This is a genomic window from Methylobacterium mesophilicum SR1.6/6 (assembly GCF_000364445.2).
Lineage (GTDB): Bacteria > Pseudomonadota > Alphaproteobacteria > Rhizobiales > Beijerinckiaceae > Methylobacterium > Methylobacterium mesophilicum_A.
Genome location: NZ_CP043538.1, coordinates 2,550,606 through 2,575,870, shown reverse-complemented (window position 1 = coordinate 2,575,870; position 25,265 = coordinate 2,550,606). Strand labels below are relative to the sequence as shown.

Here is a 25,265-nt window from a genome sequence, read left to right as displayed (position 1 = left end):
ACCAGCCCCCGGTTCGCCGCGAAACTCTTCGCGAGGAAGGCTTTACCCCCGGTCGCTATCCCCGGAAACGTCGGGAATCCCGACATCGGATGTCGCGTCTCCCGACATCTCGCCACCCGGCGCGCCGAGCCCGTAGCGCTCGATTTTCGCGTACAGGAGCTGCCGCTGGATGCCGAGCCGGCGAGCGGCGCGGGCACGGTTGCCCTCGGTCTCTCGGAGGGCCGCGGCGATCATGGTCCGCTCAAGCCGCGCGACCGCTCCGGGCAGGTCGCCGTTCAGCCAATCCTGTGGGATACCGTCCTCGCTGCGTCGTTCTGGCCGAGCCGCCGGCAGGTCGATGTCGCCGCCCGTGATGGCGCCGCCGCGCACCAGCATGGCCGCCCGCTCCACGACGTTGCGCAGTTCGCGGATGTTGCCGGGCCAGTCATAGCCGAGCAGTCGGGATGCGGCGCTCCCGCTGAGATGCTTGCCCGACGGGGCCAGGAAGTGCTCGGCGAGCGGCACGATGTCGGCCAGGCGCTCGCGAAGGGGCGGCAGGGCGATGGGCACGACGGCGAGTCGGTAATAGAGGTCGGCGCGGAATCGGCCCTCGGTCACCAGCGCCGGCAGGTCGCGATGGGTGGCGGCGACGAGGCGGACATCGACCAGTGCGGGCCGGCCGCCGAGGGGAGTCACGACGCAATCCTGGATCACGCGCAGGATCTTGGCCTGCATGGCGACCGGCATGTCGCCGATCTCGTCCAGGAACAGCGTGCCGCCCTCGGCCTGGTGGAAAGCCCCGGCCCGGTCCCCGGCAGCCCCCGGGAACGCTCCGCGGAGATGCCCGAAGAGTTCGCTCTCCAGCTGCTCACCAAGGATTGCCGCACAATTCACGGGAATGAACGGCCGCGTCCGCCGCCGGCCGGAGGCGTGGAGCGCGCGTGCCACCTCCTCCTTGCCAGTGCCGGTCTCACCTTGGATCAGCACCGTGGAAGCCGTGTCGGCGACGAGGCCGATGGTCTTCTGCACCCGCCGCATGCCCGCGCTCGATCCGACGAGGCCTTGATGGCCGACCTGCTCGATCGGGGCGGCTGGTTCCAGACAAGCCGTCTTCAGCATCGCTTCGAGCACAGCGGCAAGGTCGGCACGGCCGATCGGCTTGGTCAGGTGGTCATGCGCACCGAGCCGCATCGCCTCGATGGTGTTGGCCGGGCTCGCGAAGGCGGTCAGAACGGTCACGGGCGGCCGATTCGGCCGCGTGCAGATCCGCTCCAGCGTGGCCATGCCGTCGAGGTCGCCCGGCATCCGGAGATCGAGGAGTACGGCTGCCACGGGCGCCTCGTCCAGCCGCGCCAAAGCCTCCGAGCCGGACGCCGCCGGCAGGGGCGTGTGTCCAAGGTCGGCTACGGTCTCGGAGAGCCCCTCGCGCAGGGCCCGGTCGTCATCGACGATCAGGATGGTCGCCATGGCAGGTCGAGCAGGAACGTAGTCTCGGAAGCAGCCTCGTCCAGCCCGACCGCCCCCCGGTGCGCGAGAGCGATCTCCCGCACGATGGCAAGGCCCAACCCGGTCCCGTCCGCCCGGGTCGTGACGAAGGGTTCGAACAGGCTGGAGTAAATCGCCGGTTCGATGCCGCGCCCGGTGTCGCTGACGCGGATATGGAGGCGGACGCCGCCATCGACCACGACCCGATCGGCACCGAGGCAGACCCGGCCGTCCGGCGGCGTGTGCTGGAGCGCGTTCAGCAGGAGGTTATCCAGGGCGCGGGCGATCTGCGCGCGGTCGATATGCGGGAGGTCGGTTCCGGGCAGCCCTACGGCAGCGACCTCGATCCGCACCGAACGAGCCCGGGCGAGATCCTCCTGCAGTCGCGCGCATTCCGCGAGCAGCGGCGCTACGGCGGTCGGCATCCGGTTCAGAGGGCGTGCCTGGGTCAAATTGAGCAAGTCGCGCAGCAACGTGTCGACCCGCGCGATCTGGCCGAGGACGACCTCCAGGGCGGCGGCGGCTCGATTTGGATCGGCGCTGACGAGGGCGTTCTCGGCCTTAAGCCGCATGGCGGCGATCGGATTGCGGATCTCGTGCGCGATGCTTGCCGCGAGGCGCCCGACCGCGGCGAGGCGCTCGGCCGCCACGGCCCGCGTCCGAGCTTCTCTCAGCCGGACGCCTGCAGCGTTGAGGGCTTCGACCAGACGGTCGAGCTCTCGCTCGCCGGTGCGCTCCAGATGGGGCAGATCCTCGTCGCCGGTTCGCTGGGCCGCGAGAGCGGCCTCAAGCCGTGCGATGCGCCCGGAGAAGCCGTAGAGAAACCAGCCGAGGAAGGCCGCAGAGCCGAGCACCGTCGCGGCCAGGACTCCGAGGCCCGCCACGAAGCGCGTGTAGGTCGGGCCTTCGTTGACGTGGGCACGGCCCATCGTCCAGGCGGTGAGGCCTGGCTCAGGGCCGTGCAGCGGGCAGCTCTGGAGCAGCAGCACCTGCGTGCGGCTCGGCCGGCGCAGGGAGACCGCGCGGTCGGCGCGCAGGGCCTGTGCGTTGAGGGCCGCGATCGTTTCCTGCTCGGCAGCCGGAAGGTCGGTCTTCCGGCCGGTGCCCTCGTAGGTGGGATAGGCGTACGCGATCGAACCGTCCGCGGAACTCCAGATCCCGCCCTCGATACCGGCAGAAGCGCCGAGCGCCGCCTCGACCACGGCGAGGATGTCACCCTCCATCGTCCCGCCGTCGCGCAGGCGGACCAGGGTAGCGTAGCGGTCGGCCAGCGCGCGGCAGGCCCGATCGACCCCGATCTCCGCCTGGGCGACCTGGACGCCCGTCGACTGGTTGTAGACGCCCCACATCAGGTAGGCTGTTGCGAAGGCGGAGACCAGCAGCAGCACCCATAGGGCAAGCAGCCGGGTCCGCAGGCTGTAGGCCGTCACGGCCGCGTCCGGTCGATCACGGTTGAAATCCTTCGCCCCTGTCCTTCCCGTCTTACGACGGAGCCCTGTGCCACGTCGCGTGTCGCCCTGAGCAATGATCGCCAACCCAGCCCGGCGCGCCGGAAGTTGCGAAAACCGCGCAACCAGCAATTCGGTTGTAGACTAGAGAACGAATTTAACTTTGAGTTGAAAACGTGGTGCTGGTGTCGTGAATATCGCCACAGTGCGCGGGACCGTCACGCGTTTTCCTCGGCACGCTCGCCTGATGCCTTAAGCTTTGCTAAACGATCTTTATCAAGGAGTGTCGTCCAGGCCGCGCGATCCAGATCCCGACGCGCCGCGACGGCGCGCTGCTCTCGGATCGCACGGCGGATTCGCAGCTGGAGACGGACGGTGTCACAGTCCCTCGTGAATCAGGAGGCGCTCGACGAGTTGACGGCCGTGATCGGCACGGAGAAGCTTGTCCGCATTCTCGATCGCTTCGTCCTCAGTCTCGCCACGGCTTTCGACGGTGCCGACCGCGCGGCAGCCGATTACGGACGCGAGGCGCACACCCTCGTGTCGATGTCGGGCATGCTCGGCTGCGCGGCATTCTCGATGGCCTGCCGCGGCCTTGAGCAGGCCGTCAAGGCGGGCGACGACGTGACGGCTCCGCTGGTCGACCTCAGGACGCTTCGCGACAGGACGCTCGCAGCCATGCAGGATCTGAGGGCTGAAGTGGGCGCGCTGGTCTGAATCCGCGGGATCGACGGACATCGGGCCTTCCGCGTGCCGAGGCGGTCCGAGCTCGCTTCGCGGCGCCCGTGACGCCGATGGTACCTGGGCCCCTTCACGGCAGCCTTTCGGGGTGATCGAGGGTCGGCCGTCGCGGCCTCGGATCAGCGGAACAGCACCGCGAGATCCTGTCGCCAGGTCTGCCAGGAGGTCGCAAGGTCGCCCGCTCGCAGCGGCATCTCAGACGTCTCCGTCGAAGCCTGCGTGAAGCCGCCGTCGAAATCCAGGTCGTCACCGGCGTACCGGGACACCAAGCCGTAGATCGCCCGGCCGCGGCAGAGGGCGATCAGGGATGCGCCGCGGGTCGTCCAGGGGACCGGTCCTGCCGTTTCGGCGAAGGCGAGCGGCATGATCCAGATTTCAAGGGCTTCGCGGGCGTCGATGGGCGACGCGCAGAACGTGCCGTGCGCGCAGTAATAGCCGCTGATGGCGACGCGCTCCGGCCCGGCGAGCGTCAGGCTGATCGAGCCGCGCTCGAGGCCGCTGGAGCCCGGCACGACGCCGTACGGCACCGCTCCGTCCGCGCGGCGGACGACGCTCCAGCCCAGGGGCGCGGCCGCCACGATCCGCTGCTCCAGCGCGGCGGCCGACATCGGATCCACGCTTTCCGCCGGACAAGTCTGCGCGGTCCCGCCGGCCTGGTTGCACGCCGCGGGCAGAACGAGACCGAGCAGAGCGAGGATCCGCACTGCCCATGCCTTAGGTCTGCGCGCCTTGAACAGGGATCGCACCGGATGAACCCGTCTCCGTCACCTCCGCACCACGCTGGCGCGGGCCCGAACTCATGCACCGTCGGCTTCCGTGGCGTCGGAAAGCTCCCGACTCCGCTTTGAGCGGAGCCGCGATCCGTCGCCCGGGTTCGTATAGCAGGGCCTCCAGCGGGGCGCGCGTGCGGGACGCCGCGGCGACATCGAGGGATGCCATCCCCCACCTCTGCCCCGGTGAATCCGAGGACCCGCGCCATGATCGCGGCTGCCCGGATACCGCCGGGGAAGGGCTGCCCTCCCAGGTTCCGATGTCGAGCGTGAGCGGCACTCTAAACGAAAGCCGCCGCGCCTTATCCAGTATCGATCGCGGCATGCGCCGGCCGAGCGATTTCGCAACGTATGTGAGTATTTCGAGCGCAGATTTATAGTTTAATGCAAGTCTGCTTTCGCTATGTACGATCGTGAACAGGAACTTCGGATGTGTGAGCGCAACACGGATGAAGGTCGGGGCCTTTCGTTCGTGATCGCTGATCGATCGTCCCAAAGCCGCGAGCTCAAGATGCGGATGCTGACGCGTCTCGCCGAAGCTCTCGATAGGCCGATCAGCGATTTCTTCACCACAGGTGCCGAGTCCGATGGGCCTGCGGAGACGACGGATGGAGAGGAGCCCGGCCGCGATCGCTGAGTGGCCGCCGGCCGGGCCGGCGATCGCGCGATGGGAGGTCGCCAGCCGTCCCGCCGCAGCGCCGATGGCCGCGGCGGTGGCGATCAGCCCGCCGTCACGGCACCGAGGGGCGCCTCGAAGGTCAGCACCGCGCCGGACGGCGGATAGGTCAGGTGCGCGGTCCCGCCGAAGCCGTGGGCAAGGCTGCGCGCGATCAGCCGGGTGCCGAATCCGGTATGGGTCGGCGGCCTCACCGGCGGCCCCCCGCTCTCTTCCCAGCGGAACCGGAGCGCCGGACCGTCCGCCGCATCCACCACGTCCCAGGTGATGCCGACGTGGCCGGCGGCGACCGAGAGCGCCCCGTACTTGGCGGCGTTCGTGCCCAGCTCGTGCAGCATGAGCGCCAGCGTCATGCCGTGCCGTGGGCCGAGGGTGAGTTCCGGGCCGGCGACCTGAAACCTGTCCGCCACACCGTCCCCGTGAAGGGAAACCGCCCCGGCCACGAGGGCCGTGAGGGAGGCGTGGGCGAAGGAGCCCTGGAGAAGCACGTCGTGGGCCTGGGCCAGGGCGAGGAGCCGCGCCGCCAGGGCCTCGCCGGCCGCTTCCAGCGAGGGGGCGTTGCGCATGGTCTGCGCCGCGACCGCCTGGACCAGGGCCAGGGTGTTCTTCATCCGATGGGCGAGTTCCTGCATGAGCAGGGTCTGCCGGGCCTCGGTCAGCTTCAGCTCGGTGATGTCGCGCGAGACCGCGAGGATCCGCTCCGCGCATCCGGGCGTCGCGCTGATCGGAGTCACCGCCACATCCCACCAGCGGACGGCGCCACCGGTCTCCAGCTGTGCCTGGAAGCGGCTCGTCCCGCCCATGCGGGCCCTGACCAGGGCGTCGGCGACCGCCGCCCGGTCCTCCGGGCGCGTCCAGATATCGATCCACGGGCGGCCGATCACCTCCGCGTCGTCCGCGGCGCCGAACAGGGCCGGCCCATCGGCGCTGGCGGTGATCAGGCGCCCGTCGCGATCGAGGAGCTCCAGGTAGTCGTTGGCGGCGCCGCGGACGAGATGGACGCCGTCCTGCCGCCGTGGCGGCGCGAAGGCCTCGGCTCGCTCGGCCGCGAGGCGACCCGCCTCGATCCGGCTCGCAGCCTCGACGATGCGGCCGAGCCGCCGGCTGCGCTGCCGCTCCCGGTCGGCCTGCGCGGTGGCCTGCGCCAGCAACGTGCGCAGGCGCATGTTCTCCGATTCCAGCGTGCTGAGGCGAAGCTCCGCTTCGTCCTCTCGCGGCAACACGAGGCCCGCATCCATCGCCCGCCCCCTCGTCCACGCGGCGGAGCGCCCGTGCGAGGCGCTGCGCCCGAGATCCATCGATCGCGCGGCGCGGCGACGCGAAGTCGGCAGCAGGGCGGCCCCGGCGGTTCAGACCGCTTCTGGTGCCATCCCCGCCCAGGACCGAGCGAATCGTTGGATGTCTCACGCTATCACGGCGCGGAGATCCGTCAATTGATCTCTGTATTCGGCCGCAGGTGAAAACTTCGGACTTGGGCGGCGCGTGTGACGAACGCGGTTACTTGTTTCGCATCAGCAGCACGAGCCAGCCGATCCCGAGCACGAAGATAATCAAACCGATCGAGACGAAGACGGGGGTGCCGAGATCGATGAGCCGGGGCGCGAGCTGGGTCGCGAATGCCGCCACAACCAGCGCCACCGCCACCCGCGCGGCGGCGCGCTCGATGCCGCGGGTGACCTTGTCGAGCCCCTTCACCTCGATCTCGACGGTGACGCGACCCTGCTTCAGCCGCACCAGCATCAGGTGGATCAGCGTCGGCAGCTCCGAGGCGGCGCCGTAGAGGCCGACTCCCAGCGCCTCGGCCTTCTGCTTGAGGGCGGAAAGCGAGAACTGCGTCTGCATGCTGGCCCGCACCGTGGGGCCGGCGGCGGCGAACAGATCGAAATTCGGGTCGAGGTGACGCATCACGCCGTCGGCGGTCACCAGGCCCTTGAACAGGATGGCGAGGTCCGTGGGCATGGCGAGATCGTTCTCGCGGGCCATGTTCATGAAGTCGGTGAGCACCAGCCCGAGGTTCAGCGGGATCGACGAGTGGCTCTCCACGAAGGATTGGGCCGAGACCTGGAGCCGGGTCAGGTCCGGGTTGCTGGTGCCGGTCCAGTCGAGGAGCACGGCCATCAGGCCGTCCGCGTCCTGCTTCAGCATGGCGCCGATCAGCACGAGGAGCTGTGAGCGCCGCCGCTGCGACAGGCGGCCGATGATGCCGAAATCGATGAAGCCGATGCGATTGCCGGGCAGCGCCAGCATGTTGCCGGGGTGCGGATCGGCGTGGAACACGCCCTCGATCAGCGCCATCTGCAGGAAGGCGTCGGTGCCCTTCTGGGCCAGGAGCTTCTTGTCGACGCCGGCCGCGCGGAGCGCCGCCTCGTCGTTGGGCGGGATGCCGTGGATGAAGTCCTGCACCAGCACCCGCTCGGAGCAGTATTCCCAGTGGATCTTCGGGAAGACGATGTCGTCACGGTCCTCGAAGATCTGGGCGAGCAGCTCGCAATTCCGGGCCTCGTTGAGCAAATCGAGCTCGCCGTTCAGGCCCTCCGCGAGGTGGCGCATCTGCTCCCGCGGCTGGTAGCGGGCCATGTCGGGCCACTCGTTCTCGACGATGCGGGCGCCGTGCGCCATGAGGCGCAGGTCCGCCTCGATGATCTTGCGCAGGTTCGGCCGCAGCACCTTGACGATGACGTCCTCGCCCGTGTGCAGGCGCGCCCGGTACACCTGGGCGATGGAGGCCGAGGCGATGGGGCTGATGTCGAACTCGGCGAAGACCTCCTGCGGCGAGGCGCCGAGATCCTGCTCCAGCTGCGGCCCGATCTGCTCCCACGACACCGGCACGACCTGGCTGTGGAGCTTCTGTAGCTCCTCGGTCCAGGCTGGGGAAAGCAGGTCCGGCCGGCTCGCCAGCACCTGCCCGAACTTGATGAAGGTCGGCCCCAGCGCCTCGATCGCCCGGCGCAGCCGCTCGGGCTCGGACAGGCGGGTGACGTCGACCCGGGGCTGGCGGCGCGGCAGCAGGGGCAGGTAGCGCAGGCCCAGGCGGTCCACCACGCGGGTGACGCCGAAGCCGATCAGGATGGTCGCGATCTCGGACAGCCGCTGACGGTCGCGGGCGGCAACGAAGGCTGTCTTCAGCATGTTCAGGCGCGATCCGTTCGGACGGGATGAAGCGCCCGGACAGCACGAGCATAAGGACTTTTTTGCGGTCGCGGCACCGAGACGGGTGTGGCTGGGCCGGCTTCAACGTCGCAAGCGGCACCAGCCGATTCGTCAGAAAGCCGGCTCCAGCCCGCTCGCCCGATACGCCTCCGCGGCCTGAACGGTCGTCAGACCGGCCAGGAAACGGGCTGCGCCGGCCCGATCGGTCGCGCCGCGCAGGATCGCGGCCGAGAAGGTCGTCACCTCCTGCACCGGCTCGGGGAACGGCCCGACCACCTCGATGCCCGGCACCACCATCAGCTCGCTGATCTGCTGCACGGCGAGGTCGGCCTCGCCGGAGACGAGCTTCTCGGCGGTGAAGCCCTGCGGGATGATGGTCGCGCGGGCGTTGACCGCCTCGGCCAGGTCGAGCCGCGGCAGCAGGCCGGCGAAATAGATCCCGCTTGCGCCGGTGCGCGAGTAGGCCACCGAGCGCGCCTCCGTGAGGGTACGCTTCAGCGCCTCGACGGTGGCGATGTCCGGATGCGGCGCCCCGGCCTTCACGGCGATGCCGTACCGGGAGCGCACGGCGTCGACCCGGGTCTCCGGCTCGACGCGACCCTGCGCGATCAGCCGGTCCATGGCATCCGACAGGACCAGAACCGCGTCGGCGGTCTCGCCCTCCTCGAGCGCCTTCATGATGACGGTGGTCGGCGCCCAGTGAATCGTTGTCCGGCCACCCGAAGCCTCGAAGGCCGGGATGACATGCGCGTCGAAGGCGCCGCGCACCACGAGGGCGCATTTCAGCCGGGTCGTGGTCTGCTCGTCTGCCATGGTGCTTTCCATCAGTTCGTCGGGGTGCTTGGGGCGCTGACGGGAGACGCGGTTCTCCCTACCTCGCGGAGGGGCCAGGGCTCTCCGGATCAAAACATTCGTCGCTCAGGCGTGTGGACGCTTCGGATGACGCGTCCGCCCCTGTCATTCCGGGGCGCCGCAGGCGAGCCCGGACTCCAGAGACACCGACTGTGCAAGATCCTGGCACGCGGCGTGTCTGGATCCCGGGCTCCGCGCTGCGCGGCCCCGGCATGACGAAGGTGGAGTGCTTGCGGGCTCCTGCATCGGAGAATGAGATCGAGGATAGCGGGCCTCGCAGAGACCTAAACTCCAACCTGTCGAACCATAAGCCCGCAGAGGGGGAGGGAGGGCGCTCGCGACTTGGGTTCAGGATTTGCCGGACTCCGCCCGCGAATAATCGATCCCTGTGAATCCGCCGCCCTGATAGCGCTCCACAACCGGGTTGCCGCTGGTCTTGCCCTCCAGGGCCGGCGCGTAGGAATCCGCCCTGTCCTGTGGCGCCCAGCCGATCACGTCGCGCCCGTCATTCCTCCACCACGACATGCGGCTGTTGTTGGACGCCCCCCAGATCACCACCGTGCCCTTCGGCCCGAGACTCGGCGCCAGCGTGGCGCGCGTGATCAGCCGGGTCAGGTCGGCGTAGGACAGCCAGGTCGCCAGCATCCGCGCGTCGGTGGGCTCCGGGAAGCAGGAGCCGATGCGCAGGAACACGCTCTCGACCCCGTGCTTGTCGCGGTAGAGGCCGCCCATCAGCTCGCCATAGGCCTTGGACAGGCCGTAATAGCCGTCCGGCGCCAGGGCGCAGTCGTCGTCCAGCACCTCGGACCGCTCGTGGAACCCGATGGCGTGGTTCGAGGAGGCGAAGATCATCCGCGCGCCCTCGCGGCGAGCCGCCTCGTAGGCGTGGTAGAGCCCGCGGATGTTGGGGCCGATCACGGTCTCGAACGGATGCTCCACCGAGATCCCGCCGAGGTGGAGGATCGTGCCGCAGCCCTCCGCCAGCCGCAGGATCGCCGGCCCGTCCTCCAGATCGGCGATCTGGAACCGCGCCCCCTCGGGCAGGGGATCGGGGAAGGCGACCCGGTCCGTGAGCCGGAGCGTCCAGCCCTGCGCGCCGAGCGCGCGGGCCAGCACGCGCCCGAGGGCGCCCGACGCCCCGGTCAGGAGGACAGGTTTGGGTGGGACTGTCTCGGCGCTCATGAGTCGCTGCTCCTGAATCGGGTGGCCTGGATCAGACGGGCTTGACCGCGGCGAGGGGGCCGGCTTCCACCGGGTTGGGCGGCCGCCGCACGAAGATCGCCATGGCGACGACGCCGGCCGCCGCGATCAGGGCGGCGATCACGAAGGCGCTGGCGTAGCCGCCGAGATACTGCACCGCCAGCCCCGTGGCGGTCGGCCCGATGATGCCCGAGATGTTGCTCAGCAGGTGGATGAAGCCGCTGACGCCGCCGACCCGCGCCTCGGGCACCAGCTCGTGGATCGTCGCCCAGCAGGATTGCACCGAGCTCGTCAGCATCAGCACGGCCAGCGCGATGAGCGAGACCGCCATGGCCGTGCTCGTCGCGGCGTTGACGGCGATCAGGGCGACGCCCGCGATGGCGAGCGGCACGATGGTGGTGATCTTCCGCGCGGCGAGCTTGTCGCCCATGCGGGTGTAGACGAAATCGGCGATGACGCCCCCGCCGACATAGCCGACGAAGCCGCAGGCCCAGGGGATCGAGGCGACCAGCGCCATCTCCTTCACCGGCATGTGCAGGGCGTCGGTGAGGTAGCTCGGGAGCCACGAGAGGAAGATGTAGAGGGTGTAGTTCACCGCGAACATGCCGAGGCCCAGCGACAGGGTGCTCGGCAGGAACAGGTATTCCTTCAGCGACCGGGCGTGATCGGAGGGCGCGAGGTGCGTGACGGCCCGGCTGCGCTCCACGAGGGCGATCTCCTCGGGATCGACCCGCGGGTTGTCCTGGGGCCGGTCGGTCATCAGCAGGCGCCACGCCACGACCCAGAGCAGGCCGGCGGCGCCGATGGCCACGAACGCCACCCGCCAGCCATACTGGATCGCCAGCAGGCCGACGACCGGAGCCGCGATGGCGCTGCCGACTGTCTGGCCCGAGAAGGTGAAGCCGATGGTCCGGGCGGTTTCCTCGCGGGGGAACCACGTGGTGATGGTGCGGTTCGTGGTCGAGTTCATGGGCCCCTCGGCGAAGCCGAACAGGGCGCGGACGATGAACATCTGCGCGAACCCGGTCACCGCGCCCGTGAGCATGCACAGGATCGACCACGAGGCGGCGGCCCAGCTGTAGACGCTGCGCGGCCCGTAGCGGTCGGCGAGCTGCCCGCCCACGAAGGCGAAGATCGCGTAGCCGAAGAAGAAGGTCGAGAAGATCACCCCCAGTTCCGAGGGCGAGAGGTTGAGGTCCTGCTTGACGAACGGCGCCGCGACGCCGAGCGCGGCGCGGTCCATGTAGTTGATGATCCCGGCTATGAACAGCAGGAACGCGATCAGGAACCTGTAGCGCTTGGCGAACATGGCGTTTCCTCTGGCGACGGTGCGAAGCGTTTCGCGTTCTTATTTGCCCTGTACGGATCGAAAGCAGCTTCGCGTCTCGTCCTCATCACCGACAGTGGCGGGAGGATTTGCGGGAGAGATCTCTGCTCTTGAGGCCGGGAAGCCCTGCAGGTCGCTTGCTGCTCCTACAGGAACGCGATGGTGCAGGGGCTGAGGCTCGGACGTGAGCCCGTCCGGGTGAGGTCCCCGCTCGTGGGATCGATGGCGAATTCCACGAGGCTGTCGCCCTGCTCGTTGGCGACGAGGAGGTGTTCCCCGTCCGGCGCCAGAACCATGAAGCGCGGGTCGCGGCCGCCCGCCTGCGTCCAGCCGGCCGGATCGAGCCGTCCGGCGATGTCCACCCGGAACCGCGCGATCCCGTCCTGGCCGCGGTTCGACGCGTAGACGAACCGTCCGTCGCGCGTGATCACGATGGCCGCCGCGGTGCTGGCGCCGAAGTAGTCCGGCGGCAGGGTCGGGGCGAGATGCAGGGGCGTCAGCGTTCCGGACGCCGGGTCCCAGCGGCAGGTGGCGAGGCTCGAGTCCAGCTCGTTGACCAGGAAGGCGAGGGGGCGGCTCGGATGGAACGCGATGTGGCGCGGCCCGGCGCCGGGGCGCATCGCGGTCTCCGAGACGATGGCGAGCTGCTCCCCCTCCCGTCGCAGCACGAAGACGCGGTCCAGCCCCTTGTCGGGCACGAGCGCGTGGCGGCCGTCCGGCGACAGGACCACGTGGTGCGGGTGGGCGCAGGCCTGCTCGGTTCGGTGCGGGCCGGTCTCCCCCGGGAGCGGCAGGACGTGGCTGGCCGGTTCCAGCCCGCCATAGGCGCGGACCGGCATCAGGGCGACCGAGCCGCTGGCGTAGTTGGCGACGATCAGGAACCGTCCGTCCGGATCGAGCGCCTGATGCACGCTGTTGGTGCCGCCGGTATCCGCGCCGCCGAGGGCGCGCAGGGCACCGCTCGCGTCGGCCGCGAAGGCGCTCGCTTCCGCGCCGTCGCCCTGGACGGTGTAGAGCACGGCGCGCCCCGGGTCGGTGACCAGGAAGGACGGGTTGGTCAGCCCCTCGACCCGCCCGAGATGCGACCACGACTCGAGGCCGCCGCCGACCCGGTAGATGTCGATCCCCCGGCCGCGGGCCCTGCGCCGCTCGGTGGTGAAGCAGCCGACGAAGGCGAGGCCGAGGGGCGCGTGCGCGGTGTCGGGCATCGGAATCTCCGGATCAGCCCCGCCGCGGGACGCGGCGCAGGAAGTCGGGGTTGAGCTCCGACAGGCGGTTCACGCCGATCAGCGCCATGTCGCGGTTGAGTTCCTCCTTGAGGATCCGCATCGCGTGCTCGACGCCCGCCACGCCGCCCAGCGCGGCGGCGAACATGAAGGGGCGACCGAGCAGGACGAAGTCGGCGCCGAGCGCCAGGGCCTTCATCACGTCGGTGCCCCGGCGGATGCCGCTGTCGACGATGACCTTCAGGCCGCCCTTCCGGGCGGCGATCTCCGGGAGCACGTCGAGGGGCGCGACGGCATAGTCGAGCTGGCGCCCGCCATGGGTCGAGAGGATCACGCCGTCCGCGCCGCATTCGCGGGCGATCTCGACATCCTCCGGCGCGAGCAGCCCCTTCACCAGGAGATTGCCGGACCACCGCTTCCGGATCGCCTCCAGGTTCTTCCAGGAGAGCTGGTCGCGGGCGATGGTGTTGCGCACCGCGCCCTGGGACATCATCGGCGGCCCGCGCTCGGCCTCGGTGTTCTCGAAATGCGGCGCGCCGTGCTTCAGGAAGGTCCGGGCCACGGTGCCGATGAGCCAGCGCGGATGCGTCGCGCTCTGCCACGCCACCTTGGGCGTCACCTTGATCGGCATTGAGAAGCCGCTGCGGATGTTGTGCTCCCGGTTGCCCAGCGTCGGCGTGTCCGCGGTGACCACGAAGGTGCGGTAGCCCGTAGCCGCGACCCGGTCGAGCAGGCGGTCGATCCGGTTCTGGTCGCCCGGCAGGTAGCCCTGGAACCACGCCTGCGGGTTCTGGGCGTGCACGTCCTCCAGCTTGATCAGCGAGGAGGCGCTGAGACACATCGGGACGTTCATGCGCCGCGCCGCCTCGGCCAGCACGAGGTCGCCCCGGTAGGCGATGAAGGCGGCCCCGCCGAGCGGCCCGATGCCGAAGGGCGCCGCGTAGGTCTGGCCGAACAGCGTGGTGGCGGTGTCCCGCGCCGAGGTGTCCCGCATCAGCCGCGGCACCAGGGCATAGTCGGCATAGGCGCCGCGGCTGTGCGCCAGGGCCGAACCGGTCTCCACCCCGCCCGACACGTACTGGAAGATCATCGGCGGCAGGAGCCTGCGCGCGTGGCGCTCGAAATCGTCCAGCGCCAGCAGGTCGCGGAACCGGTAGGGCGTGACCGCGTCGCTGCGCTTCAGGCTGGTGACGATCGCCTGCGGCGCGGCGATGCCCGCCGCCGTCGCGTCGGCCCCGCCGACGGTCGGCGCCGCGCGCTCGGGTGCGCCCAGCCCGGAGGCCGTCTGGTCGAGCGTCGCCATCGGGGCCTCCCTGTCGGTCGTTGGATGAGACATTTTTGAAAGCGCTTTCAGATAGCCAGCCTGGCGGAGGGGTGTCAATATACTGCTTGTCTGCGCGTCGGATCCGGTCGAACGCACGGAGGATTCGGCATGCGGCGTATCGCGCCCCATGTTTCCGCGGGTCAATTGGAGGGGCCGTTTCCGTGCTGGACTTCCCGGGTGAAAGTCTCGAAGCGCCCGCGCGCAGCCCGGTGGCGCGGGACGTCGCCCGCCGCGCCGGGGTCTCGACGGCCACGGTCTCCCGCGTGCTCAACGGGTCGGCGGGCGTCCGGGCCGACAAGCGTGAGGCCGTGATGCGCGCCGCCCGGGATCTCGGCTTCGTCGCCAACGGAGCCGCCCGGGCGCTCTCAACCCGCCGGTTCATGGCGGTGGGCGCGGTGGTGCCCAACATCGAGAACGAGGCCTTCGTCCGCGTCCTGTCGAGCTTCCAGGATCGGCTGCGGCAGGCGGGCTACACCCTTGTCGCGGCCAATGCCGGCTACGACCTCGAGGACGAGCTCCGGGAGGCGACCTTCCTGCTGGAGCGGGGCATCGACGGACTGATGCTGGTCGGCGACATCCACCATCCGGATCTCCACGCCCGGATTGCCGGCGCCGGGATCCCCATGGTGCAGACCTTCAGCCTGTCCCGGGAGCGCCCCTGTGTCGGGTTCGACAACGCCGCTTCGGCGGCCCGGGCGGCCAATTACCTGATGGATCTCGGGCACCGCCGGATCGGCGTGATCTCCGGCCTGCGCAAGGACAACGACCGCGGCGGCGCCCGGGTGACGGGCATCGCCCTGGCGCTGGCCGCCCGCGGGCTGCGCCTCGTCCCCGAGCACGACATCGAGATTTCCTACGGCATCGGCGGCGGTCGCGACGGCTTCCGTCAGATGCTGGCGGGCGGTCCGCCACCGACGGCGATCATCTGCGGCACCGACCAGATCGCCTTCGGCGCCATGATCGAGGCGCGCGCCCGCGGCCTGTCCGTCCCCGGCGACCTGTCGGTGATCGGCCACAACGATTCCGACTTCGCCCCCTTCCTCGACCCGCCTCTGACGACGATCCGCATCCACTCCGCCGAGATCGGCCACGCCGCGGGCGATCATCTGGTCGCGCGTATCCAGGGGAGGCCGGTGGTGCGCCTCACCGAAATCGACGCCGAACTGATCCTGCGCGCGAGCACGGCGCCGCCCCGGCGCGAGGCCGCATGACCTGCGCTATCTTGCCACCGTTTTGAAATCGCTTACAAAGCGGATGTTCCGCCTTCGCCGAACTCGGACGTCAGCATGGCTCCTCGCATCGTTCTCCTGCACGCGACTCCGGTCGCCATGGCACCGATTCAGGCCGCGTTCGCGGAGCGGTGGCCCGAGGCCGAAACGGTCAATCTCCTCGACGACGGCTTGTCGGCGGACCGGGCGAAGGAGCCCGGCGAGATCTCGGAGGGCATGATCGAGCGCTTCGTGCGGTTCGGCCGCTACGGCCACGACATGGGCGCCGACGGCATCCTGATCACGTGCTCGGCCTTCGGCCCGGCCATCGACCGGCTGATCGAGACGGTGCCGGTCCCGGTGCTGAAGCCCAACGAGGCCATGTTCCGCGCGGCGATTGCGCAGGGCGAGCGCATCGGCATGCTCGCGACCTTCGGACCCTCCATCGGCACGATGACCGACGAGTTCGAGGAGTTCGTGGGGCAGTCCGACCGGCGGGCGAGCCTGCGCACGATCCTGGTGGACGACGCCATGGCGCGCCTGCGGGCCGGCGATGCCGAGACCCACAACAGGCTGATTGCCGAGCGGGCGCCGGAGCTGGCCGATTGCCACGCGATCATGCTGGCGCATTTTTCCACGTCCCGGGCGGCCGAGGCGGTGCGGAAGGCCGTGACCGTCCCGGTCCTCACGGCGCCCCACGCGGCCGTCGACCGGATGCGCGCGATGATCGAGACCGGCAGGAGCGCCTGAACCATGAAGCTCGGTGCCTACAAGGACCGCCTCAGCGGCCATTGCGGATTCCTGTTCACGGAACTGCCGCTCACCGAGCGCTTCGCCGCTGCGGCGCGGGCAGGTTTCCGGGCGGTCGAGCACCCCAACCTGTTCGCGACGCCGGCCGCGGAGGTGGCGGGCTGGCTCGAACGGGCGGGTGTCCCGCTGGTCCAGACCGGTTTTCCGGCGGGCGACGCCGCGAAAGGCGAGAAGGGCTTCGCGGCGCTGCCCGACAAGGTGGATTACTATCGCTCCACCATCGCGCCGACCCTCGACTACGTGGCGCAGCTCGGCTGCCGCATGGTCCACCCGATGGCCGGCGTCCGGCCGGCGGGGGTCGAGCAGGCGCGCCTCTGGGACACCTATCTCGACAACCTCGCCTTCGCGGCTGACGCCGCGAAGGCGCGCGGCATGACGGTGATCGTCGAGCCGATCGGCCCGGGCTCGATCGCGAACTACGTGATCGACGACCCGATGGTGGCGGTGGAGGCGATCCGTGCGATCGGCCGCGACAACGTCAAGCTTCTGTTCGACGCCTACCATTGCGTCTGCCTGGGTCACGACCCGGCGGCGCTGATCCGCGCCCACGCCCCGCTCATCGCCCATGTCCAGATCGCCGACGATCCCGGCCGGCACGAGCCCGGGACCGGGACGATCGCCTTCGATCCGATCTTCGAAGCACTGGAGGCGGTCGGCTATGCCGGCTTCGTCGGCTGCGAGTATCACCCTGCAGCCGGCACCGAGGCCGGGCTCGGGTGGATGCGGGCTGCAACGTGATGGACTGTCAGGATCGAAACATCCAAACCACACCCTCATCCTGAGGTGCCGGAGCGCAGCGGAGCCTCGAAGGAGCCCTCCAGCCGGCCGCGCCAGCCCTGGAGCCCTCCTGCGAGGCTCGCCGATGCGGTCACCCCAGGATAAGGGGGTGGGATGGATCAGCGCCGGATGACAGGCGCCGCTCGAAACTCAACCCAAGAGCCGCGCCCGCCGCTCCAGCACGGCCGGCCAGACCTCCGGGTTCACCAGCCGCGGCGGCCGCTCGCCGTTGAGCAGGCCGATGACCTGCTCGGCGCCCCAGGAAGCCACGTTGCGGCGCGCCTCGTGGGTGACCCCGGCGGTGTGATAGGTCGCCACCACGGTGTCGAGCTTGAGGAGGGCGGCATCGAGGTTCGGCGGTTCCGGCGACCAGACGTCGAGGCCGGCCCCCGCGAGGTGCCCGGAGGTCAGCGCCGCGGCGAGCGCCGCCTCGTCGTGCACGCCGCCGCGGGCGGTGGTGACGAACAGCGCTCCCGGCTTCATCGCCGCGAAGGACGCGGCGTCGAAGCTGCCGCGAGTCGTGTCGTCGAGGGGGCAGTGCACGGAGACGATGTCGGATTCATCGAGCAGCCGCGCCCGGTCGACCGGCTCCGCACCGCGCGCCCGGATCTCCTCGTCCGACAGCAGGGGATCGTAGGCGAGGACCCGCATATCGAAGCCGCGGGCGAGCTTGGCCACCGCCCGGCCCGTATGGCCGATCCCGACGAGGCCCAGAGTCGAGCCGCCGATCTCGTGGCCCATCAGCGATTCCCGCGAGAAGCCGCGCGCGGTACGCAGCAGGCGGTCCGACACGCAGATCTTGCGCGCGACGGCCAGCATCAGGCCGATCGCGAGTTCCGCCACCGACTGGGCATTGCCGCCCACCTGATTGACCACCGCCACGCCGGCCCGCGTGCAGGCCGCGGCGTCGACCGTGTCGAAGCCCGCGCCGCCCGACGAGACGGCCAGCAGGTTCGGGCATTCCGCCAGCAGGGCGTCTGTGACGTGCCAGCGGCGCGGCAGCTCGTCCCGTGCCGGCGAGACGTGGAAGACGTGCGCCTGCTCCAGAAGCGCCCGGAGCGTGTCCTCCGGACCCTGCAGGTCGCCGACCTGCAGGTCGATGTCGGGCTCGGCCCTCAGCCGTTCGTCGAAGACCGGGTTGATCCAGACGTTGAACCGGCAGACGCGCTTGAGGGCCGCCACCGGGTCAGCCCTTCACCACGGCGTCGATCGCGTCGATGACGTGATCGATGTTGTGGGTGTTGACGGCCGCGACGCAGATCCGGCCGGTCTCCAGGGCGTAGACTTCATGCTCCTCGCGCAGCCGGGTGGCCTCCGCGGGGCTCAGGCCCGTGTAGGAGAACATGCCCTTCTGCGCCTTGATGGCGTCGAAGCCCCGCTCGGGGTGACGCTGCTGCAGGCTGTCGGCCATCCGCTCGCGCATGGTGCGGATCCGGTCGCGCATCTCGGCGAGTTCCCGCTCCCAGTCGGCGCGCAGCTCCGGGTCGGTGAGCACGATCTCGACGATCGCCGCGCCGTGGGTGTGCGGGTTCGAGTAGCTCGCCCGGACGAGTCGCTTGGCGAAGGCCTCGACCTTGGCCTTGGCGGCCGTGTTCTCGGCCACGATGGTCAGGGCGCCGACGCGCTCGCCGTAGAGCGAGAACGACTTCGAGAACGAGGAGGCGACCAGGAACTCCTGGCCGGATTCGGCGAAGAGGCGCACCGGCTCGGCATCGGCGTCGAGGCCGTTGCCGAAGCCCTGGTAGGCGATATCGAGGAACGGGATCAGGCCGCGCTCGGCCATCAGGGGCACGAGGTCGCGCCACTCGTCGAGGCTGAGATCGGCCCCGGTCGGGTTGTGGCAGCAGGCGTGCAGGACGACGATCGAGCCCTTCGGCAGATCCTGGAGGGCGGCCCGCATGGCGGGATAGTCGGCGCCACCGGTCTCCGCCGAGAAGTAGGGATAATCGACCACGGTGAAGCCCGCCTGCGTGAACAGGGCCTTGTGGTTCTCCCAGCTTGGGTTGCTCACCGCGACGGTGGCGCCCGGATAGAGCTTGGCCAAGACGTCCGCGCCGGTCTTCAGGGCGCCGGTGCCGCCGATGCTCTGGAGCGTCGCGACCCGGTTCTGCGACAGGATCGGCGCGCCCTTGCCGAACAGCAGTTCCTGCACGGCGTCGCGGAACGGCTTGGTGCCCTCGATCGGCCGGTAGGTCTTCGGCAGGCCCTTCTCGATCCAGCGCTTCTCGGCAATCTGCACGGCGCGCAGGCGCGGCACCTTGCCGTCCGCGTCCGTGTAGACGCCGACCACGAGGTTGAGCTTCTTCGGGCTCGGGTCGGCGTTGAAGGCCTCGAACAGGCGCATGATCGGGTCGAGCGGCGCGTCCTGGATGCCGGCGAACAGCGAGGTCATGATCGTCAATCGTCCCAGAGGGTCTTCGGCGGTGACGCGCGCGGGCGCCCCGTCAGGCCCGGCAACGGACCGGGCCGCCGCCCTTATTTCGCACAACGCGGCCAATCGCCAGCGCTTCCACGCGCATCAGCGTCCCGATCCGCTCAACGATGACGACCGAGCGTCGGTGCGGCCCTTCCGGAGGGCCCCGTCTCGGCCCTAGAGTGGCGCCATGATGCGTCGCCTCGTTCTGATCCTCGCGGGCTTCCTCGCCGTCGGCCCGGCCGACGCGCAGGCGCCGGTGCGGATCGGGTTGTCGGCCCCTCTGACGGGGCCGGACGCCGCCTTCGGCCAGGGCTTGCGGCAGGGCGCCGAGCAGGCGGTGGCCGATCTCAACCGCACCGCCGGCGGGCGCGCGCGCTGGGTCCTCGTTCCGGCCGATGACGGCGGCGAGGGGCGGCAGGCGGTGGCGGTCGCCCGGAAGTTCGCCGCCGACGGCATCCGGCTGGTGGTCGGTCCCTTCGAGTCGGGCGCGGTGGCCGCAGCGGCACCGGTCTACGAGGATGCCGGCGCCGTGCTGGTGACGCCGGGGGCGGCCTACGCGCCGCTCACCGGCCGGGGCCTGTGGAACCTGTTCCGGCTGGCCCCGAGCGACGCGCAGCAGGGGCAGGTGGCGGGGGCTTATCTTGCCAGGGCCTTCGCCGGACGGCGGATCGGCATCCTGAACGACCGCTCGACCTTCGGCCGCGGCCTCGCCGATGCGGTGGCGGCCCGGCTGAAGGAGGCCGGCATGCCGGAGGTGCTGTTCGACGGGTTCGCCCGGGGCACGCGCGACCTGTCCGATCTGGTCGCCCGGCTGCGGGCCGCGCGGGTCGAGGCGGTGTATTTCGGCGGCCTCGCCCCGGAGGCCGCGACGCTGCTTCGCGCCATGCGGGAGGCCGGCCTCCAAGCGACGCTGGTGGCGAGCGACGGCATCCTCGATCCCGGCTTCGCCGCGGCGGCCGGCAGCGCGGGGGAGGGGACCGTGATGACGCTGCCGCCCGACCCGCCGCGCCTGCCGGAGGTCCGGGGCGCCCGTGCCGCGCCGCGCAGCCCCGAGACGGAGAGCGTGGCGGCGGAGGCCTACGCGGCCGTGCAGCTCCTCGCGCAGGCGGTCGAGCGCGCCCGGGTGGCGGATCCGAAGACCGGCCGCATCGCCGAGGGACGCCCGGTGGCCGACGCCCTGCGCGCCGGCCAGACGCGCACGCTCCTCGGCCCGGTGGGTTTCGATGCCCGCGGCGACCGGACCGGCGGCCCGATCGCCTTGCGGATCTGGCGCCGGACGCCGGACGGCCGGCTCGATTACGCCGGCAACGACCTCGCCATGCCGTGAGGCCCGGCAATTCATGTCGATGACGGATCGGCTTTCGCGGCCGTGACTTGCCGCAGCTTCCCGCGGCGACTACATGCGGGGCGTGCTGCTGAGCTGGCGCGGCCGATCTGTCGGATCGGACCCGCGCCCTGCGGCGTTTCCCGAGCTCGATGACAGCCGAACACGCATTGCCGGAACGCCTGCTGCCGGACGGTCCGACTGGAGAAGGTGCATGGCGAAAGAAGAATTGATGCAGTTCGACGGTCTCGTGATTGAGATCCTGCCGGATGCGCGCTACCGCGTGCAGCTCGACCAGGGCCACGAGATCGTGGCCTACACGGCCGGCAAGATGAAGAAGAACCGCATCAAGACGCTCGCGGGCGACCGGGTGACGGTCGAGATGTCGCCCTACGACCTGGAGAAGGGCCGCCTCGTGTTCCGCCACAAGGACGAGCGCTCCTCGGGTCCCCGTCCGCCGATGCGCGGCGGCCAATTCCGCCGCCGTTGAGACCCGCGCGCGCGGCCCGGACCGCCTCGGCCGCGCCCGCCTACCTGCTGCTCACCGCCACGGCGCTCCTCTGGGCCGGCAACGCGGTCACCAGCCGCTGGGCGCCCGGCCATGTCTCTCCCCAGGTCATCACGACGCTGCGCTGGGCGGTCGCCTGCACGGTGCTGATGCCCTTTGCCGGCCGCCATCTCGCGGCGGCCTGGCCGCAGCTGCGGCCGCACTGGCTGCGCATCCTGCTGATGGGCGGCCTCGGCTACACGGCCTTCAACTGCCTGTTCTACGCGGCGGGCGTCCATACCGGCGCGATCAACCTCGCCCTGTTCCAGGGCGCGATCCCGGTCCTCGTCATCGTCCTGAACCGGTTGGCCTATCGGGTTCCGGTCACGCCGGGGCAGGTTCTGGGTGTGGTGCTGACGCTGATCGGCGCGGCCTTGGCCGCCACGCACGGCGACTGGTCGGTCCTCACGAACCTCGCCTTCAACCGCGGCGACGTCCTCGTCTTCGGCGCCTGCCTGCTCTACGCCGGCTACACCATCTTCCTGCCGACCCGGCCGAAGGTGCCGGCCCTGGCCTTCTTCGCCGCCATGGCTCTCGCGGCCTTCGTGACCTCATTGCCGCCGCTGGCGGTCGAGTGGGCGACGGGTCACGCGGTCTGGCCGAACCGCGAGGGCTGGGCGATGGTGGCCTTCGTGGGTCTGGGGCCGTCGCTGCTGGCGCAGCTCTTCTTCATGCGCGGCGTCGAGCTGATCGGCCCGAACCGCGCCGGCCTGTTCGTGAACCTCGTGCCGATCTTCGGTGCGCTGCTGGCCGTCCTGCTGGTCGGCGAGCCGTTCGGCGCGACGCAAGGCGCCGCCTTGGCCCTGGTGCTCGGCGGGATCGCCTGCGCCGAGCGCCTGAAACCGGCGCTCGTCGCCGAGGCGACCCCGGAAGCCGCTTACTCGCAGACGCGGACGCGGCGGATGTAGACGTCGCCGTAGGGATCGACGGTCCGGCGGCGCTCGAAGTGGCAGACCGGGCCGTAATCCTCTTCGACGTAGACGGGCGGCGGGGCGCGGTAGACCGGGCGGCCTGGATAGTAGCCGTTGTTGGACGACGCGATGGCGCCGCCGACCGCGAGGCCACCGAGCACGCCGAGCGCGGCCGCGCCGCCGGCACCGATCCCGTCGCGGGCCTGGGCGGCCGGCGCGAGGGTGGCGAGGCTCCCGACGACAAGGCTCGTCGCGAGAAGGTACTTCATGACTTCCCCCTGAAAGCAGGCGATTCGTGCCGATTGTCGGCACAGTCCTGCTAGCACACCCGAGATTTGGGGCGTTTGTTCGGCCGCACATGCCGGCTTGACGTGGAGTGTTCCGCCGCACCACACCGGACCGAGAGACGGGATCGGAGGCCGGCATGGTGACACGGGGCTTCGTCGGGCGCAGGCAGCCGCCCGAGAAGGGGGCACGCCTGCCGCCGGGACAATACCTCACCGACGACTTCCCGATCCTGCAGATCGGCCCCAACCCGGTGGTCGACCTCGCCACGTGGCGGTTCACGCTGCGCGAGGGATCCCGGCCGATCAAGGCGTGGAGCTGGGAGGCGTTCGAGGCGCTGCCGCGGACCACGTGGCACGGGGACATCCACTGCGTCACCAAGTGGTCGAAGTTCGACACCACTTGGGAGGGCGTCAGCTTCGACGACCTGCTGGCGGATGCCGGCATCACGGCGCCGACCGGCTACCTGCTGGCGGAGTCCTACGACGACTACACCACCAACGTGCCGGTGGCGGATCTCGTGGGCGGCCGTGCCCTGGTGGCGACGCGCTACAACGGCGAGCCGATCCACCCGGATCACGGCGGCCCGGCGCGGCTCTTCGTGCCGCATCTGTATTTCTGGAAGAGCGCGAAATGGGTGAAGGGCCTGCGCTTCACCCAGACGGACACGGCCGGCTTCTGGGAGCTGCGCGGCTACCACATGTACGGGGATCCCTGGCGTGAGCAGCGCTACACCGGTGACTGACGCGATGGTCGAGCCCATCGTCTTCCGCTGGCACTTGGCCGAGATCACCGCGATCGCGCCGGTCACGCCGCACGTGACGAGCGTCCGGCTGCGGTGCAGCCTCGCGGAATCCTACCGGGCCGGGCAGCACGTCGATGTCCGCCTCACCGCCGAGGACGGCTATCAGGCCCAGCGCAGCTATTCCATCGCCTCGGCGCAGGACGGCAGCGGGACCTTCGAACTGATGATCGAGGCGCTGCCCGACGGCGAAGTCTCCGGCTGGTTCACGCACGTCGCCGCGGTCGGTGACCGGGTCGAGCTGCGCGGGCCGATCGGCGGCTCGTTCTCGTGGGACGGGCCGGACGGTGGGCCGCTGCTCCTGGGCGGCGGCGGGTCCGGCGTCGTCCCGCTGCTGGCGATGCTCCGGCGGCGGGCGCAGGGCTGGCGCGAGATCCCGGCGGCGCTGATCTACTCGGCCCGCACCCGCGCCGAGATGATCGCGCTCGCCGAGCTGGAGGCGCTGGCCGAGGCGGATGCGAATGTCTCCCTGCACCTCGCCGCAACGCGTGATCCGGGCGGGAAGCGGATCGATGCCGCCCTCGTCGCCGGCGCGCTCGCGCGGCTCGGGAAACCCGGGAAGGTCTTCCTCTGCGGCTCGAACCGGTTCGTGGCCGCCGCCTCCGACCTGATTCTGGCGCAGGGCGTCGCGCCGGGCCTGATCCGCACGGAGCGCTTCGGCGCCTGAGCGAGGCCTCATCGCTTCCGCGGTCGACGCGCTCGCTGGACCGTCCGCCCCGTCATTCCAGTGCGCCGCAGGCGAGCCCGGAATCCAGAGACACCCTGATGGGAAGGTCTGGCAGGTCGGCGCGTCTGGAGCCCGGGTTCCGCTGGGCGGCCCCGGGATGACGGGATTCTGGCACTTACGGAGACGAAGATCTGCCGGTGCCGAATCGGTGAATGCAAACAATCAAGGGCTGAAGATCAGCACGAGGTAGACGAAGAACAGCACGAGGTGCACCGCCCCCTCCAGCACCGTGGTGCGCGAGCCCGAGAAGGTCTGCGCGCTGAGGATCAGCGTCACGGCAAGCAGGGTCATCTCGGTGGGCTTGAGGCCGAGCACAACGGTCTGCCCGGTGAGCAGGCCGATGGTGAGGATCGCCGGCACGGTCAGGCCGACCGTCGAGGTCGCCGCGCCCAGGCACAGATTGATCGCCCGCTGGAGTTCGTTGCGGGCCACCGCCTTCAGCGCCGAGATCCCCTCCGGGGTGAACACGATGGCGGCGATCAGCACGCCGCCGAGCGCCGTGGGCGCGCCCAGAGCCGCGATCCCGTGGTCGAGGATGACCGCGAGGCTCTTGGCCAGGATCACGATCGGCACGACGTTGGCGAGCAGCAGGCCGACATGCTTGGCGATGCCGCCGCCGGAGACGGATCCGGAGCCTGCCGGCGGCTCGGCCGCCTCGACGGCCTCCGCGTCGATGAAGAACTCGCTGTGGCGGCCGGTCTGGATCAGCAGGAACACGCCGTAGAGTGCCAGCGTGAACACCGAGAACGTCACCGCCTGGAGGGTGGTCAGCGTCCCGTCGCTGGTGGAACTGGTGAAGTTCGGGATGATCAGCGCGATCGTGGTGAGGGGGATGATCACCGAGAGGAAGGCCGAGGCGCCCTGCAGGTTGTAGCGTTGCTGGTGATGCCGCAGGCCGCCCACCAGGAGCCCGAGTCCGACCACGCCGTTCAGCACGATCATCAAAACCGCGAACATCGTGTCGCGGCCGAGCGTCGGCGCGTCCTTGGCCGAGAGCATCACGGCGGAGATCAGCGCCACCTCGATGATCACGATGGCGAGCGTCAGCACCAGGGTGCCGAGCGGCTCGCCGAGGCGATGGGCGAGCTCCTCCGCCTCGTGCACGACGCCGAAGGCCGCCCAGACGATTACCGCCAGCAGCCACGCGAACAGGCCCCCGGCGACCAGCGGCTGCGACAGGTCGGCGAGCCAGCCTTTGCCGAACCATGCGAAGGCCAGAACCGTCGCCCAGGCGACCGCCACCCGTAGGGCTGCCATCATGGTGGTTGTGTTCTCCGGGC

At 70.3% G+C, this 25,265-nt stretch carries 24 protein-coding genes; 10 read left to right on the top strand and 14 right to left on the bottom strand.

Annotation, left to right across the window (positions count from 1 at the left end; genetic code table 11):
• Nucleotides 1-42: 42 nt before the first annotated feature.
• Together MMSR116_RS12240 and MMSR116_RS12235 are read right to left on the bottom strand one after the other, a co-directional pair.
• Nucleotides 43-1,446, bottom strand: coding sequence for a sigma-54-dependent transcriptional regulator (locus MMSR116_RS12240; RefSeq protein ID WP_010682862.1), 1,404 nt, complete (start codon nt 1,444-1,446; stop codon nt 43-45).
• Nucleotides 1,431-2,894, bottom strand: a complete 1,464-nt coding sequence (locus tag MMSR116_RS12235; protein WP_010682863.1) for a sensor histidine kinase — start codon at nt 2,892-2,894, stop codon at nt 1,431-1,433. The genes MMSR116_RS12240 and MMSR116_RS12235 overlap by 16 nt, the downstream gene beginning before the upstream one ends.
• Nucleotides 2,895-3,287: 393 nt before the next feature.
• Here MMSR116_RS12235 and MMSR116_RS12230 point away from each other — a divergent pair, with 393 nt between their 5' ends.
• Nucleotides 3,288-3,629, top strand: coding sequence for an Hpt domain-containing protein (locus MMSR116_RS12230; protein WP_010682864.1), 342 nt, complete (start codon nt 3,288-3,290; stop codon nt 3,627-3,629).
• A gap of 143 nt (nt 3,630-3,772) precedes the next feature.
• Here MMSR116_RS12230 and MMSR116_RS12225 read toward each other — a convergent pair whose 3' ends face one another.
• The gene (locus MMSR116_RS12225) at nt 3,773-4,261 is read right to left on the bottom strand and encodes a hypothetical protein (protein ID WP_158168868.1); all 489 of its coding nucleotides are present in this window, start codon (nt 4,259-4,261) and stop codon (nt 3,773-3,775) included.
• A 592-nt stretch (nt 4,262-4,853) separates the two neighbouring features.
• Between MMSR116_RS12225 and MMSR116_RS12220 the strand changes: the two genes are divergently transcribed.
• Complete coding sequence (locus MMSR116_RS12220) at nt 4,854-5,060, top strand: hypothetical protein (RefSeq protein WP_010682866.1); 207 nt, start codon at nt 4,854-4,856, stop codon at nt 5,058-5,060.
• An 83-nt stretch (nt 5,061-5,143) separates the two neighbouring features.
• Here the strand turns inward: MMSR116_RS12220 and MMSR116_RS12215 are convergent, their stop codons facing one another.
• From MMSR116_RS12215 to MMSR116_RS12185, 7 genes are all read right to left on the bottom strand, one after another.
• Complete coding sequence (locus MMSR116_RS12215; protein WP_010682867.1) at nt 5,144-6,337, bottom strand: sensor histidine kinase; 1,194 nt, start codon at nt 6,335-6,337, stop codon at nt 5,144-5,146.
• Between the two features lie 259 nt (nt 6,338-6,596).
• Nucleotides 6,597-8,228 carry an ABC1 kinase family protein gene (locus tag MMSR116_RS12210; protein WP_010682868.1) on the bottom strand — a complete coding sequence of 544 codons (1,632 nt, stop codon included), beginning with the start codon at nt 8,226-8,228 and terminating at the stop codon, nt 6,597-6,599.
• A 132-nt stretch (nt 8,229-8,360) separates the two neighbouring features.
• On the bottom strand, nt 8,361-9,062 hold the full coding sequence (locus MMSR116_RS12205; protein WP_010682869.1) for a molybdate ABC transporter substrate-binding protein: 702 nt from the start codon (nt 9,060-9,062) through the stop codon (nt 8,361-8,363).
• Between the two features lie 387 nt (nt 9,063-9,449).
• Nucleotides 9,450-10,283: an NAD-dependent epimerase/dehydratase family protein gene (locus MMSR116_RS12200; protein WP_010682870.1), complete on the bottom strand. Its 834-nt coding sequence runs from the start codon at nt 10,281-10,283 to the stop codon at nt 9,450-9,452.
• Nucleotides 10,284-10,314: 31 nt separating this feature from the next.
• Nucleotides 10,315-11,610 carry an MFS transporter gene (locus tag MMSR116_RS12195; protein ID WP_010682871.1) on the bottom strand — a complete coding sequence of 432 codons (1,296 nt, stop codon included), beginning with the start codon at nt 11,608-11,610 and terminating at the stop codon, nt 10,315-10,317.
• A 164-nt stretch (nt 11,611-11,774) separates the two neighbouring features.
• A complete protein-coding gene (locus MMSR116_RS12190) occupies nt 11,775-12,836 on the bottom strand; it encodes a lactonase family protein (protein WP_010682872.1) in 1,062 nt (353 codons plus the stop codon).
• Between the two features lie 13 nt (nt 12,837-12,849).
• Nucleotides 12,850-14,157: an alpha-hydroxy acid oxidase gene (locus MMSR116_RS12185; RefSeq protein WP_010682873.1), complete on the bottom strand. Its 1,308-nt coding sequence runs from the start codon at nt 14,155-14,157 to the stop codon at nt 12,850-12,852.
• A 182-nt stretch (nt 14,158-14,339) separates the two neighbouring features.
• Here MMSR116_RS12185 and MMSR116_RS12180 point away from each other — a divergent pair, with 182 nt between their 5' ends.
• From MMSR116_RS12180 to MMSR116_RS12170, 3 genes are all read left to right on the top strand, one after another.
• Nucleotides 14,340-15,389: a LacI family DNA-binding transcriptional regulator gene (locus tag MMSR116_RS12180; RefSeq protein ID WP_010682874.1), complete on the top strand. Its 1,050-nt coding sequence runs from the start codon at nt 14,340-14,342 to the stop codon at nt 15,387-15,389.
• 75 nt (nt 15,390-15,464) lie between these two features.
• Entirely contained in the window at nt 15,465-16,136 is a 672-nt protein-coding gene (locus tag MMSR116_RS12175) for an aspartate/glutamate racemase family protein (protein WP_010682875.1), read from the top strand.
• Between the two features lie 3 nt (nt 16,137-16,139).
• Nucleotides 16,140-16,934, top strand: coding sequence for a hydroxypyruvate isomerase family protein (locus MMSR116_RS12170; RefSeq protein ID WP_010682876.1), 795 nt, complete (start codon nt 16,140-16,142; stop codon nt 16,932-16,934).
• Nucleotides 16,935-17,123: 189 nt separating this feature from the next.
• On the opposite strand, the gene MMSR116_RS12165 is transcribed toward MMSR116_RS12170, so the two are convergent.
• Together MMSR116_RS12165 and MMSR116_RS12160 are read right to left on the bottom strand one after the other, a co-directional pair.
• A complete protein-coding gene (locus MMSR116_RS12165) occupies nt 17,124-18,155 on the bottom strand; it encodes a hydroxyacid dehydrogenase (RefSeq protein ID WP_010682877.1) in 1,032 nt (343 codons plus the stop codon).
• Nucleotides 18,156-18,159: 4 nt separating this feature from the next.
• A complete protein-coding gene (locus MMSR116_RS12160) occupies nt 18,160-19,365 on the bottom strand; it encodes an amino acid aminotransferase (protein WP_010682878.1) in 1,206 nt (401 codons plus the stop codon).
• A gap of 211 nt (nt 19,366-19,576) precedes the next feature.
• Between MMSR116_RS12160 and MMSR116_RS12155 the strand changes: the two genes are divergently transcribed.
• The 3 genes from MMSR116_RS12155 to MMSR116_RS12145 all read left to right on the top strand — a co-directional run bounded on the left by MMSR116_RS12155 (nt 19,577) and on the right by MMSR116_RS12145 (nt 22,168).
• Nucleotides 19,577-20,716 carry a branched-chain amino acid ABC transporter substrate-binding protein gene (locus MMSR116_RS12155; protein WP_039892407.1) on the top strand — a complete coding sequence of 380 codons (1,140 nt, stop codon included), beginning with the start codon at nt 19,577-19,579 and terminating at the stop codon, nt 20,714-20,716.
• A 211-nt stretch (nt 20,717-20,927) separates the two neighbouring features.
• On the top strand, nt 20,928-21,203 hold the full coding sequence (gene infA / locus MMSR116_RS12150; protein ID WP_010682880.1) for a translation initiation factor IF-1: 276 nt from the start codon (nt 20,928-20,930) through the stop codon (nt 21,201-21,203).
• Nucleotides 21,200-22,168, top strand: a complete 969-nt coding sequence (locus MMSR116_RS12145; RefSeq protein ID WP_010682881.1) for a DMT family transporter — start codon at nt 21,200-21,202, stop codon at nt 22,166-22,168. The genes infA and MMSR116_RS12145 overlap by 4 nt, the downstream gene beginning before the upstream one ends.
• On the opposite strand, the gene MMSR116_RS12140 is transcribed toward MMSR116_RS12145, so the two are convergent.
• A complete protein-coding gene (locus tag MMSR116_RS12140; protein WP_010682882.1) occupies nt 22,138-22,440 on the bottom strand; it encodes a hypothetical protein in 303 nt (100 codons plus the stop codon). The two genes, MMSR116_RS12145 and MMSR116_RS12140, sit on opposite strands and share 31 nt — an antisense overlap.
• 155 nt (nt 22,441-22,595) lie before the next feature.
• Here MMSR116_RS12140 and MMSR116_RS12135 point away from each other — a divergent pair, with 155 nt between their 5' ends.
• On the top strand, nt 22,596-23,201 hold the full coding sequence (locus tag MMSR116_RS12135) for a sulfite oxidase-like oxidoreductase (protein ID WP_010682883.1): 606 nt from the start codon (nt 22,596-22,598) through the stop codon (nt 23,199-23,201).
• A 4-nt stretch (nt 23,202-23,205) separates the two neighbouring features.
• A complete protein-coding gene (locus tag MMSR116_RS12130; RefSeq protein ID WP_085988010.1) occupies nt 23,206-23,925 on the top strand; it encodes an FAD-binding oxidoreductase in 720 nt (239 codons plus the stop codon).
• 222 nt (nt 23,926-24,147) lie between these two features.
• On the opposite strand, the gene MMSR116_RS12125 is transcribed toward MMSR116_RS12130, so the two are convergent.
• Nucleotides 24,148-25,245 (bottom strand): calcium:proton antiporter, encoded by a 1,098-nt coding sequence (locus tag MMSR116_RS12125; protein WP_010682885.1) that lies wholly within the window; start codon nt 25,243-25,245, stop codon nt 24,148-24,150.
• Nucleotides 25,246-25,265 lie beyond the last annotated feature (20 nt).

Coding starts and splice junctions, on each gene's coding strand:
- MMSR116_RS12240 (WP_010682862.1), bottom strand. CDS start 1,446: ATGGCGACCATCCTGATCGTCGATGACGACCGGGCCCTGCGCGAGGGG.
- MMSR116_RS12225 (WP_158168868.1), bottom strand. CDS start 4,261: ATGTCGGCCGCCGCGCTGGAGCAGCGGATCGTGGCGGCCGCGCCCCTG.
- MMSR116_RS12220 (WP_010682866.1), top strand. CDS start 4,854: ATGTGTGAGCGCAACACGGATGAAGGTCGGGGCCTTTCGTTCGTGATC.
- MMSR116_RS12215 (WP_010682867.1), bottom strand. CDS start 6,337: ATGGATGCGGGCCTCGTGTTGCCGCGAGAGGACGAAGCGGAGCTTCGC.
- MMSR116_RS12210 (WP_010682868.1), bottom strand. CDS start 8,228: ATGCTGAAGACAGCCTTCGTTGCCGCCCGCGACCGTCAGCGGCTGTCC.
- MMSR116_RS12205 (WP_010682869.1), bottom strand. CDS start 9,062: ATGGCAGACGAGCAGACCACGACCCGGCTGAAATGCGCCCTCGTGGTG.
- MMSR116_RS12200 (WP_010682870.1), bottom strand. CDS start 10,283: ATGAGCGCCGAGACAGTCCCACCCAAACCTGTCCTCCTGACCGGGGCG.
- MMSR116_RS12195 (WP_010682871.1), bottom strand. CDS start 11,610: ATGTTCGCCAAGCGCTACAGGTTCCTGATCGCGTTCCTGCTGTTCATA.
- MMSR116_RS12190 (WP_010682872.1), bottom strand. CDS start 12,836: ATGCCCGACACCGCGCACGCGCCCCTCGGCCTCGCCTTCGTCGGCTGC.
- MMSR116_RS12185 (WP_010682873.1), bottom strand. CDS start 14,157: ATGGCGACGCTCGACCAGACGGCCTCCGGGCTGGGCGCACCCGAGCGC.
- MMSR116_RS12175 (WP_010682875.1), top strand. CDS start 15,465: ATGGCTCCTCGCATCGTTCTCCTGCACGCGACTCCGGTCGCCATGGCA.
- MMSR116_RS12170 (WP_010682876.1), top strand. CDS start 16,140: ATGAAGCTCGGTGCCTACAAGGACCGCCTCAGCGGCCATTGCGGATTC.
- MMSR116_RS12160 (WP_010682878.1), bottom strand. CDS start 19,365: ATGACCTCGCTGTTCGCCGGCATCCAGGACGCGCCGCTCGACCCGATC.
- MMSR116_RS12155 (WP_039892407.1), top strand. CDS start 19,577: ATGATGCGTCGCCTCGTTCTGATCCTCGCGGGCTTCCTCGCCGTCGGC.
- infA (WP_010682880.1), top strand. CDS start 20,928: ATGGCGAAAGAAGAATTGATGCAGTTCGACGGTCTCGTGATTGAGATC.
- MMSR116_RS12140 (WP_010682882.1), bottom strand. CDS start 22,440: ATGAAGTACCTTCTCGCGACGAGCCTTGTCGTCGGGAGCCTCGCCACC.
- MMSR116_RS12135 (WP_010682883.1), top strand. CDS start 22,596: ATGGTGACACGGGGCTTCGTCGGGCGCAGGCAGCCGCCCGAGAAGGGG.
- MMSR116_RS12130 (WP_085988010.1), top strand. CDS start 23,206: ATGGTCGAGCCCATCGTCTTCCGCTGGCACTTGGCCGAGATCACCGCG.
- MMSR116_RS12125 (WP_010682885.1), bottom strand. CDS start 25,245: ATGATGGCAGCCCTACGGGTGGCGGTCGCCTGGGCGACGGTTCTGGCC.